Source organism: Mesorhizobium sp. M7A.F.Ca.MR.362.00.0.0 (genome assembly GCF_004023175.1).
GTDB lineage: Bacteria > Pseudomonadota > Alphaproteobacteria > Rhizobiales > Rhizobiaceae > Mesorhizobium.
The window spans coordinates 1-10,591 of sequence record NZ_RZTF01000228.1; the positions used below are offsets into that span (position 1 = coordinate 1).

Here is a 10,591-nt window from a genome sequence, read left to right on the forward strand (position 1 = left end):
GCCCAAATACATAGAATTCAGGACCGAGCTGCCGAAGACGCCGGTCGGCAAGATCCTGCGGCGAGCACTGCGCGAATAGTGGACGGCGATCTTGCCGACAACGATGCTCTGGATCGATGCTCACGCCTCGACCCGGCAACCTTCATCAAGGCGAACATGCGCCTTGTCCCCGTGCCTGCGCTTCCAGAAATCCAGTTTTATACAGCTCACCCCGGCAGCGGATTGAGGCGGCTCGTCGAGCCCGAAGACGATGCGGAAGACGCGCCGGAGCCACAACCGCCCTACTGGGCCTATGCATGGGCCGGCGGCACCGTGCTCGCACGCTATGTCCTTGACCATCCAACAACCGTGGCGGGACGCCGCGTGCTCGACCTTGGCGCCGGTTCCGGCCTCGTTGGCATCGCCGCAGCCAAGGCCGGTGCGCGCGAAGTGATCGCCGCCGAGATCGACCGCAACGGCGTTGCCGCTCTCGAGCTCAACGCGGTCGCCAACGGCGTTGCCATCACGATAATAGGCGAAGACATCACCGCCGGCCCGCCGCCGGCAGTTGACCTCGTGCTCGCAGGCGATGTTTTCTACGGGTGCGACGTTGCTTTACGCATCACCCCGTTCCTCGATCGCTGCCTGGCAGCCGGCATCGACGTGCTGGTCGGCGATCCCCGTCGCAACGATCTGCCGCTGTCCCGACTGCGGTTGCTCGCCGAATACCAGGTGCCGGATTTCGGCGACGCGAAGGGTGCTGCGACCAAGCCGAGCGGTGTCTTTTCGTTTGAGGCGGAAGAGCGCTGACGCTGAGATCAATCCCAGTCACTCGGAATGGCCGGGTTCGACCTCGTTCCGGACCTTTGTCAGGTGAGTACGACTGCCAGAAGGCTGCCATACAGAGCTGACATTCGGCGGCGCAAAATTGGGGTATGATCCAAGGCGCGTTATTCGGGCGTCGTAGGGTGGCTCGGCGAGTCGCAAAACGGCGGGATGGCGCGTTGCTGCCATCACCCCGGCAATGTCGATGTTGCGTTGTCTAACGCTCAGTTCTTCAAGGTCCCCGTCTCAAGCTTGGAGTGCCGCATGGTTGGCCCGCAAGAACTCGGCCGCTGTCATCGGCTTGCGGCCCAAGAGTTTCTCGAGATCCCCCGCCGTGCCGCCCCATTCTCCGGCGTTGATGCCTTGCACCCACACAAGCGCGAAGCGGGCGGCCTGCTCGGGCAGACCCGCCGCCACTAAGTGGGCGATGTAATCGTGATCCGAGCCGGAAACAAACGGCACTCGCTTGCCGCTGACATCCGACAGGATCTGTGCGACATCCGCGAAGGATACGGCGGGATCGCCATACAGCGAGTATGTCTTGTATTCATGGCCTTCTTCGCTCAGCACAATGGCATGCGCCTCTGCCAGGTCGTCACGGCTGGCATAGCCCGCCTTGCCCGCACCAGCCGGCACGTGAACCCCGGTCTCCAAGGCGTTTTCGCCGATGTAGAATGAGATGCTCTCGATAAAGGGCGGATGACGGACGAGCGTGTAGGCTAGGCCGGATGCCTTCAGTTTTTCCTCGACGAACAAATCCTGCTCGGTGATATCCGGCAAGGTGAAGGCGGATCCTGCTTCGTGGATGATCGGCATATAGACGATGTGCTTAACGCCCGCCTGCCGAGCTGCGCTAATGGCATTTTGGTGCTGGGTATTGCGATCGGTAAAGGCGGTGGCGGATACGAGCATTAGCTTATCAATGCCCTCGAACGCGCGCACCAGTCCGTCATAGTCGAGATAGTCGCCTTGGCGGATCTCAATCCTATCGGCCGCCAGATCGGCCGCCTTGGCGGGATCGCGGGCCAGGCCGACGAGATCGCTGGCGGGCAACCGCTTCAGGAGATGTTGGAGAGTTTTTCGGCCGATATTGCCGGTTGCGCCGGTTACGAGGATCTTGGCCATGGTGATTTCCTTTGGGCTTTTGCACATCGACACCGTCGTCCGATCCAGGTAAGTCAGAACAGACCTGCAAACCAGTACCGACTATTTGGTAAGTGCCAAAATTCGGAGATCGACGTGACCGAGACAAATTTCCAATGCGGCCTGGAAGCGGTTCTTGCCATCCTTGGAGGCAAGTGGAAGCCGCTTGTCGTCTATCATCTGGCCAGCGGGCCCAAACGCACCGGTCAACTCCGCAGGCTCGTTACCAACGTGAGCGAGAAAATGCTGATCCAGCACCTGAAAGAACTGACGGATGATGGCGTTATTCGTCGCATTGACTTTCAGACGGTGCCGCCGCACGTCGAGTATGAACTAACCGACTTTGGTCAAAGCCTGGCCGGAGTACTCGCGCCCTTGTGCGAATGGGGAACTCATCATACGTCCGAGGTAGCCCTGATCGTGCAAAATCGATCGCGCCCTTCTGCAGGTGCGTAGCGGTCCCAAATCTGGCGGTGGACCAAGGTCCGCCTTTGAGGGAACAGCCCGTCTCCTTTCCACCAATCTCAGCCGTGGGCGGGAAAGCCCAAGTTGATTTGCCCGGCCTCCGCCGTCAGATCGTCTCCTTGACCCGCGCCGAGAGAAAATCCGGCAGGTCGGCGACCGAATCCAGGACCACATCGGCAATGCCGGCCAGCGATTCGCGGGTGCCGGTGCCGGAGAGCACGCCGACTGCCAGCCCGCAGCCGCCGGCACGCGCCATTTCGAGGTCGTGCCTGTTGTCGCCGACCATGGCGATCTCCGCCGGCCTGAGGCCGGTGAGGTCGCTGAAAGCCAGGATGGTGTCGGGCGCCGGCTTCGGATTGGCCACCGCGTCGTAACCATAGGCCGCGTCGAACAATTGGGCGACGCCGAGCGTCACCAGCGTCTTTTCCGCGCCGCTGGTCGAATCGTTGGTGGCGACGCCAAGCCGGTAGGATTTCCTGTGCAAGGCCGTCAACGTGTCGACGATGCCCGGCAGCGCCACGGCCATTGCCGAGCCCTGCACCGAGGTGATTTCGTTGAAACGGGCAACCGCAAGCATCTGGTCCTCGTTGGACAGGCGCGGGAACCACAATTCGACGACGTCGAGATTGGTGCCGGAGGCAAATATCGAGTCCGGTTTGAAGCGCTTGTTGGCGAAATCGAAGCCGGCGGCGGCCAGCAGCCTGTCGGCTTTCCAGCGATCGCCCTCGGACGCATCCATGGCCATGAAGTCGGCAACGCCGAGCCAGGTGGCGTTGAAGTCGACAAGCGTGCCGTCCTTGTCGAACAATATTCCCTTGATGTCTGCCAAGCTTTTCACTCCGCGCCACGCAAATGGTGGATGAATCCCACAAGGCCAGCGGTCGATGCATCCCGCTTGGCGGCACTTTCCTTGCCCTCCACGACAGGCAGAAGGCCGGTGGCCAGTTCCTTGCCGAGCTCGACGCCCCACTGGTCGAAGGAGTTGATGTCGAACAGCGTGCCCTCGACGAAGACGCGGTGCTCGTAGAGCGCGATCAGCCGGCCGAAGGTGCGTGGGTCGAGTTTGCGGTAGAGGATGGTCAGCGAGGGCCGGTTGCCCGAGAAGACGCGGTGCGGCGCTATCTTGTCGACCTCGGCCGGCTTCATGCCCTTGGCCAGCATCTGGGCGCGGGCTTCGTCCAGCGTGCGGCCCTTCATCAGCGCTTCCGACTGCGCCAGGCAGTTAGCGAGCAGCAGATCGTGCTGGTGTTTGAGTTCCGGCTCGTGGCCGACCGCCGCGGCGAGGAACTCGACCGGGATGAAATCGGTGCCCTGGTGCAGCAGCTGGAAGAAGGCATGCTGGCCGTTGGTGCCGGGCTCGCCCCAGACCAGCGGTCCGGTCGGCGTCGTCACCTCTGTGCCTTCGAGGGTGACGCTCTTGCCGTTCGATTCCATGTCGAGCTGCTGCAGATAGGCCGGCAGCCTGGACAGGCGCTGGTCATACGGGATGACGGCGCGCGCCGGGTAGCCGCAGATGACGCGATGCCACCAGCCGACCAGTCCAAGCAGCGCCGGCAGGTTCTCCTGCACCGGCGCGGTGCGGAAATGCTCGTCCATCTCATGCGCGCCATCGAGGAAGGCGCGAAAATTCCGCGGGCCGACAGCGATCATCACCGGCAGGCCGATGGCGCCCCAGAGCGAATAGCGGCCGCCGACCCAGTCCCAGAAGCCGAAGACGCGATCGGGCGCGATGCCGAACTTGGCCACCAGGTCGAGCGCGGTGGAGACGGCGGCGAAATGCTTGCCGACCGCTTCCTTACCCAGGGCTTCCTGCACCCATTTCCGAGCGGTTTCGGCGTTGGTCATCGTTTCGACGGTGGTGAAGGTCTTGGAAGCGATGATGAAAAGCGTGGTCTCGGCGGACAGCCCCTTCAGCGTGTCGTGGATATGGGCGCCGTCGATGTTGGAAACGTAATGCGCGCGCGGCCCGTCATGATAGGGCGCCAGCGCCAGCGTCGCCATGGCCGGGCCGAGATCGGAACCGCCGATGCCGATGTTGACGATGTCGGTGATCTTCTTGCCGGTGGCGCCGGCCGCCTTGCCGGAGCGCACGGCATCGGCAAAGGCGCCCATGGCGTCGAGCACGGCGATGACGTCAGCCTTAACGTCCTGGCCATCGACGGTGACACCCTTGCCGGTCAGGTTGCGCAGCGCCGTGTGCAGCACGGCACGGTCCTCGGTGACGTTGATCTTCTTGCCGGCGAACATGGCGGCGCGGCGGCCTTCGAGATCGGCGGCCTGGGCGAGCTTTTCCAGCAGATCCATGGTGGTCGCGTCGACCGCGCATTTCGACCAGTCGAGCAGCAGATCGCCGTCGGCAGCGGAGAATTCCACGAACCGCTTAGGATCGGCGGCGAAGGCCTGGCGCATGCTGGCGGGCACCGCCGCGCGGTGGTCACGCAAGGCGGCGAGCTGTTTTTGAAAGGACGATTGATCCACTGCCAAACTCCGAGACCTCGAGCCATCATTACGGACCGGATGTTTCCGGCGCGTGTCGTCGCGACAATCTATCGGGCCGAACTCCACCCGATTCAATGCGCAGCGATGACGCACACCGTCACCCAGCGATGACGCAGACGTCACGCGGCGATGACGCAGACGTCACGTACGGTGTCATCGCCGGGATGAGGCGCCGCGTCACCCCAGGATGCCGCAACGCGGCATCAAAAGGACGTGAAGGATCACTGGCATAAATCCCAACGATCAGAAAAATTGATTGGCGCAACCCCTTGTGCCACGGTTACGTTCGGCTGGTCCAGCCAAGCGAAAAAGGCTGGCCATCGAGGAAATCTCCCATGCCACAGCGAAACGACACGGCGATATGGTCCGGCCTGTTCCGGATTTCGGCCGAATCCGGCCAAACCCTGCAGGCGCAGATCCGCCAGGCCATCGTAGCCGCCATTCTCGACCGCCAGATCGCCGCTTCGATGCCGCTTCCTTCCTGCCGGATCCTGGCCGAAAAACTTGGCGTGGCTCGCGGAACCGTGGTGCTGGCGTTCCAGCAGCTCGTCGACCAGGGTTTCCTGGTGGCGCGCGAGCGGCGTGGCCATTTCGTCAATCCCGATGTGCTGGCGACACCGGCCAAGCCGCACCAGAAGGCGCCCGACCAGGCCAACGAGATCGACTGGAAGGCACGCCGCAAGATCGCCGCAAGCGACATGCCGCCGCCAGCGAAGCACGAGAACTGGATCAAGTCGTCCTACCCTTTCGTCTACGGGCAGTTCGACCCGGCGCTGTTCCCGACCGCCGAGTGGCGCGAGTGCAACCGCATGGCGCTTGCCGTGTTGGAAATCCGTAACTGGGCGTCCGACATGGTCGACCGTGACGATCCGCTGCTGATCGAGCAGATCCAGGCGCGGCTCCTGCCCCGGCGCGGCATCTTCGCCAATCCGGACGAGATCATCGTCACGCTGGGCGCTCAGAACGCGCTCTACATGCTGGCGACGCTGCTGATGTCCAAAGGCTCCAAGGTGGCGATGGAAGACCCGGGCTATCCCGACGCCCGCTCGATCTTCCGCCTTGCGGGCGCTGAGATACAGCCGGTGCCGGTCGACCAGTCCGGCATCGTAACTACTTCTATTGCCAACGATTCCGGGTTCGTCTTCGTCACGCCAAGCCATCATTGCCCGACCATGGTGCCGTTGTCGGCGGAGCGGCGGCAGGATCTTCTGGCGCGCGCCAACCGCTACAACCAGATCATCATCGAGGACGGCTATGACAGCCAGCTTCTCGACGAGGCACCGCAGCAAGCGCTGAAGAGCCTCGATCGCTCCGGCCGCGTCGTCTATGTCGGCTCGATGTCCAAGACGCTGGCTCCGGGCCTGCGGCTCGGCTACATCGTGGCGTCCGCCGGACTGATCGCGGAGCTCAGGGCGCTGCGCCGCTTCATGCTGCGTCACCCGCCGGCCAACAATCAGCGCGCCGTAGCGCTATTCCTGTCGCTCGGCCACCACGAGGCGCTGGTGCGGCGGCTGTCTTCAGCCTTCGACGAGCGGCGCAAGCGGCTAGTCCATGCGATTTCCGCCTTCCTGCCGGAATGGCGTTCGACCGATTCGGCCGGCGGCACGTCGCTGTGGCTCGAAGGGCCACGCGGCACCGATTCGCGCGGGCTGGCCGAGGCAGCCGCCTCGCGCAGCGTCATCATCGAGCCAGGCGACCGTTTCTTCGATCGCACTGAAAAGCCTTCGCGTTTCATGCGGCTGGGCATCTCGTCGATCGCACTGCAGCACATCGAGCCAGGCATTCGCGAACTGGCCACGGCCGCCGGACGCAGACCCGCGGCCGCCTGATCCATCGTCGATCTCTCGTGACCGGAGCCGTTCGCAGCGGCTCCGGTATTTTAGTTCTGGCACATGGAACTGGGCCAGCTGGCCCATAGGATGGGCCAGTGCCAGCGGCATAGTCGGCGTCAGGGGAAGAAGCAGGCCGATGGTGGACCAACCGCCACGAGTTCCTGCCGACGAAGGTGGAGTGCTTCCATGCCAGTGGCTGTCGAACAGCAGGACACGCCGGCGAACCGTCGTCCGCAGCGCTCCGGTCTTCGCGAAACAGGACATGCCATGCGATCATCTCCCCTGGTGGAGGATACCAGACCACAGCACAAGGCCATCGAGGGTGGCGGCTACGGGCCGCTGCGCGGGGATGACCGCGAGCGTATCCACGAGGGCGTGCTGACGCTTTTGGAGACAGTGGGTTTCGCCAACGCCATTCCTTCCTGCATAAAGGTGCTGACCAAGGTGGGGGCGGTCCACGGCGACGATGGCCGGGTCCGCTTTCCGCGCGCGCTCGTGCTCGACACCATCAAGCGGGCGGCACGACATTTCACGCTTCATGGCCAGGACCCCAGGCACGACATGGTGGTCCAGGGCAAGCGCGTGCACTACGGCACGGCAGGCATCGCCGTGCACCTGGTGGATCTGGAGAAGCGCGAGTACCGCGAGTCCAAGCTGCAGGATATTTATGATGCCGCCCGCATCGTCGACGGGCTGGACAACATCCATTTCTTCCAGCGGCCGATGGTGGCGCGCGACATCGCCGATCCGCTCGAGATGGATTTCAACACGCTTTATGCCTGTGTGATGGGAACATCGAAGCACGTCGGAACATCCTTCACCGTGCGTGAGAACGTGAAGCCTGCGCTTGAAATGCTGTACGCCATCGCCGGCGGCGAGGAGAATTTCCGTGCCCGGCCGTTCGTTTCCAACTCCAACTCATTCGTCGTGCCGCCGATGAAGTTCGCCGAGGATGCCTGCGGCGTGCTCGAGGCCTGCGTTGAGGGCGGCATCCCGATCCTGCTGCTGTCGACCGGCCAGTCCGGCACGACGGCACCCGCGGCGATGGCCGGCGCCGTCGTGCAGGCGGTGGCCGAAGTGCTGGCCGGCCTGGTCTATGTCAACGCGCTCAAGCCCGGCCATCCGGCGATCTTCGGCGCCTGGCCGTTCATGTCGGACCTGCGCACCGGCGCCATGGCCGGCGGGTCGGCAGAGCAGTCGGTGGCAACGGCGGCCTGCGCCCAGATGGCGCAATTCTACGACCTGCCCGGTGGCTCCGCCGCCGGCATGACGGATTCGAAACTGCCCGACATTCAGTCCGGCTACGAAAAGGGCATCACCAATGTGATGGCCGGCCTCTCCGGCCTCAACCTCGTCTACGAGGCGGCCGGCATGCATGCCTCGCTGCTCGGCTTCTGCCTGGAAAGCCTGGTCATCGACAACGACATGCTCGGTCATTGCCTGGGCTGCGCGCGTGGCATCGACGTGACTGACGAGGCCCTGTCGATCGACAGCATCGCCGAGGTCTGCCTCAAGGGTCCGGGCCACTATCTCGACAACGAACAAACGCTCAAGCTGATGCAGACCGAGCACTTCTATCCCGCCCTCGGCGATCGTTCCTCGCCGAAGGAATGGAACGAAAAAGGCCGGCCTGATATATTGCTGCGTGCGATCACCGAGAAGAAACGCATTCTTGCCGAGCGATTTCCGCGCCACGTGCCAAAACAGGTCGACGACAGATTGCGTGCCCGCTTCGGCAACCTGATCCACCTGCCGCGCACGCAAATGGGCGCCTGACCGGAGACGAGTTCGTGCAGCCATACAGCCACCACCCGGAGCCAATTCAGGACGGAAAACCGCTTCACACTTTTCCTGGAATTGCGCTCTTCGTTTGACGCAATTCCGAACAGAAAACCGCTTCACACTTTTCCTGGAATTGCTCCGGGATCAACCATCGGGCAGAACGACAAATGAGTGTGCATCCTATCCAGCAAGCACCCACCGACGGCGACGCGATCGATCGGCTGGTGGCATCTCATCGGCCAGGTCACGGCCTGGTGCGTGCCTTCTATCATGATCCGGCGATCTTCGAGCGCGACATGGAACGTGTCTTTCGCCGCCACTGGCACTGCCTGGCGCATGCCAGCGTTATCCCGAACCCCGGCGATTTCGAGCTGTTCAAACTGGGCGACGAGGCGGTCATCCTGACACGCGGCATGGATGGCACCGTGCATGCCATGCTCAATGTCTGCCGCCACCGTGGTGCCGAGGTCTGCACCAAGGAGAAGGGCAATGCGAAGATGTTCGTGTGCCCCTACCACGCATGGGCCTATTCCAATGACGGATCCTTGCGTGCCGCGCGCCTGATGCCAAAGGATTTCGACCGCTCGGCGCACGGGCTGAAGAAGCTTCATGTCCGCGTCGCTTCCGGGCTGGTCTTCATTTCCTTCGCCGAGACGCCGCTCGATTTCGATCCGATCGAACAGTCGCTGCGCACGAGCTGCGGCCAATATGGCTGGGGCGACGCCAAGGTGGCGTATCGTCAGTCCTATGCGCTCGACGCCAACTGGAAGCTCGCCGTCGAGAACTATGTCGAATGTTACCATTGCGGGCCGGCGCATCCGGAATATTCGCAGACGCATGCGCTGGAAAAACCGGCCGAGATGATCGAGCAGCTCAATGCGGCGATGGAGCAACGCACCTGCGCGCTCGGCATCGAGATCGGCAGCGCCAACCGCTGGCAGAACTCGGCCGCCGGACAGGAGGCGATCCACACTTTCCGCTATGCGCTCTATGACGGCGTTTCCAGCGGCAGCAAGGACGGCTCGCCGGTCGCGCCGCTGATGGGCCGTTTCACCGACTATGATGGTGGCGTGACGTCGATCCATCTTGGCGGTACGACCTTTCTCGTCTGTTATCCCGATCACGGCATGATCTATCGTTTCATCCCGAAAACAGCTGGTACCTGTGAGATGGAGCTGATCTGGCTGGTGCGCGGCGACGCGGTCGAAGGCCAGGACTACGATCTGGAGAAGCTGACCTGGCTGTGGAAGGTCACCACCGAAGAGGACAAGAAGATCATCGAGCACACCGCGCGCGGCGTGCGCTCGCACTATTTCGTGCCCGGACCGATCGCGCCGATGGAATACAACGAACTGCGCTACATCGGCTGGTATCTCGAGGAGATCAGCCGGGCCTGATCGGCTCGGCTGCCGCAGGGGATCAGGCAGATCTTGCCTTTCGCGTCATTCCGCGCTGAGCCCGTATCGGTCGACGACTTCAGCGTTGATGAGCTTGGCATGCAGCGTCATCAGCACGATCTGCGCGTCGAGGCTGTCGCCGGTTTCAAGCGCCGCCTCGATGCGACGCTCGGCTTCCAGCGTCCGCTCATGGCCATTGGCTTGCTCGAAGGTTTCCGGACCCGCGATGCAATAGCTGCATAATTGTGCCACCGACGCATAGGTGCCCGGCGGCGGCTCGTCGGGCCAGCGATCCTTCATCAGGTTGACGATGGTAAGCTTCACGCCCTCCGGCACAAGGGCTGGATGCAGATCGGCGCCGCGCAATGCATCGTCGAGCTGCCTCAAGTCGCCCGAACGGCCGAACATTCCGAGGAAGCCAAGGGAAGAGCGCCGTCCGGCCATGATGTTTCCTTCCGTTTCCAGCCCACTTAGGTGGTGGGCAGGCGGATTACAAAGGCGGTGCTGTCTAACCAGCCGCCGCCAGCAAGACCCCTGCAAGGGCGGATAGCGCGAGTGTCGGCAGCATGCCGACTTTCAGCTTCAGGATGGCGACCATGGCGGCCACGGATAGCAAGGCCGCACGCCAGTCGATGGACGAAAGCACCGGCACGTTCATGCCCAGCCCCG

Annotated in this window: 9 protein-coding genes and 1 pseudogene; 5 read left to right on the forward strand and 5 right to left on the reverse strand. The window is 63.0% G+C overall.

The window, feature by feature from the left end; genetic code table 11:
• Nucleotides 1-156 precede the first annotated feature (156 nt).
• Nucleotides 157-789, forward strand: a complete 633-nt coding sequence (locus EOC06_RS23955; RefSeq protein ID WP_127267324.1) for a methyltransferase — start codon at nt 157-159, stop codon at nt 787-789.
• 261 nt (nt 790-1,050) lie between these two features.
• Here EOC06_RS23955 and EOC06_RS23960 read toward each other — a convergent pair whose 3' ends face one another.
• Nucleotides 1,051-1,929: an NAD(P)H-binding protein gene (locus tag EOC06_RS23960; protein ID WP_128308950.1), complete on the reverse strand. Its 879-nt coding sequence runs from the start codon at nt 1,927-1,929 to the stop codon at nt 1,051-1,053.
• A 114-nt stretch (nt 1,930-2,043) separates the two neighbouring features.
• On the opposite strand from EOC06_RS23960, the gene EOC06_RS23965 reads away from it, so the two are divergent.
• Nucleotides 2,044-2,403 (forward strand): helix-turn-helix domain-containing protein, encoded by a 360-nt coding sequence (locus EOC06_RS23965; RefSeq protein WP_127267317.1) that lies wholly within the window; start codon nt 2,044-2,046, stop codon nt 2,401-2,403.
• 115 nt (nt 2,404-2,518) lie between these two features.
• Here EOC06_RS23965 and EOC06_RS23970 read toward each other — a convergent pair whose 3' ends face one another.
• The gene (locus EOC06_RS23970; protein WP_127267316.1) at nt 2,519-3,241 is read right to left on the reverse strand and encodes an HAD family hydrolase; all 723 of its coding nucleotides are present in this window, start codon (nt 3,239-3,241) and stop codon (nt 2,519-2,521) included.
• 5 nt (nt 3,242-3,246) lie between these two features.
• Nucleotides 3,247-4,890 carry a glucose-6-phosphate isomerase gene (gene pgi, locus EOC06_RS23975; protein WP_128308951.1) on the reverse strand — a complete coding sequence of 548 codons (1,644 nt, stop codon included), beginning with the start codon at nt 4,888-4,890 and terminating at the stop codon, nt 3,247-3,249.
• 356 nt (nt 4,891-5,246) lie between these two features.
• Here pgi and EOC06_RS23980 point away from each other — a divergent pair, with 356 nt between their 5' ends.
• From EOC06_RS23980 to EOC06_RS23990, 3 genes are all read left to right on the forward strand, one after another.
• Nucleotides 5,247-6,740 carry a PLP-dependent aminotransferase family protein gene (locus EOC06_RS23980; protein ID WP_027039660.1) on the forward strand — a complete coding sequence of 498 codons (1,494 nt, stop codon included), beginning with the start codon at nt 5,247-5,249 and terminating at the stop codon, nt 6,738-6,740.
• 189 nt (nt 6,741-6,929) lie between these two features.
• On the forward strand, nt 6,930-8,519 hold the full coding sequence (locus tag EOC06_RS23985) for a trimethylamine methyltransferase family protein (protein WP_127271378.1): 1,590 nt from the start codon (nt 6,930-6,932) through the stop codon (nt 8,517-8,519).
• A 173-nt stretch (nt 8,520-8,692) separates the two neighbouring features.
• The gene (locus tag EOC06_RS23990; RefSeq protein WP_128308952.1) at nt 8,693-9,922 is read left to right on the forward strand and encodes an aromatic ring-hydroxylating dioxygenase subunit alpha; all 1,230 of its coding nucleotides are present in this window, start codon (nt 8,693-8,695) and stop codon (nt 9,920-9,922) included.
• 45 nt (nt 9,923-9,967) lie between these two features.
• Here the strand turns inward: EOC06_RS23990 and EOC06_RS23995 are convergent, their stop codons facing one another.
• Together EOC06_RS23995 and EOC06_RS43355 are read right to left on the reverse strand one after the other, a co-directional pair.
• Nucleotides 9,968-10,366, reverse strand: a complete 399-nt coding sequence (locus EOC06_RS23995; RefSeq protein WP_127317745.1) for a hypothetical protein — start codon at nt 10,364-10,366, stop codon at nt 9,968-9,970.
• 64 nt (nt 10,367-10,430) lie between these two features.
• Nucleotides 10,431-10,591, reverse strand: a pseudogene (locus tag EOC06_RS43355) (chromate transporter); the annotation flags it as partial.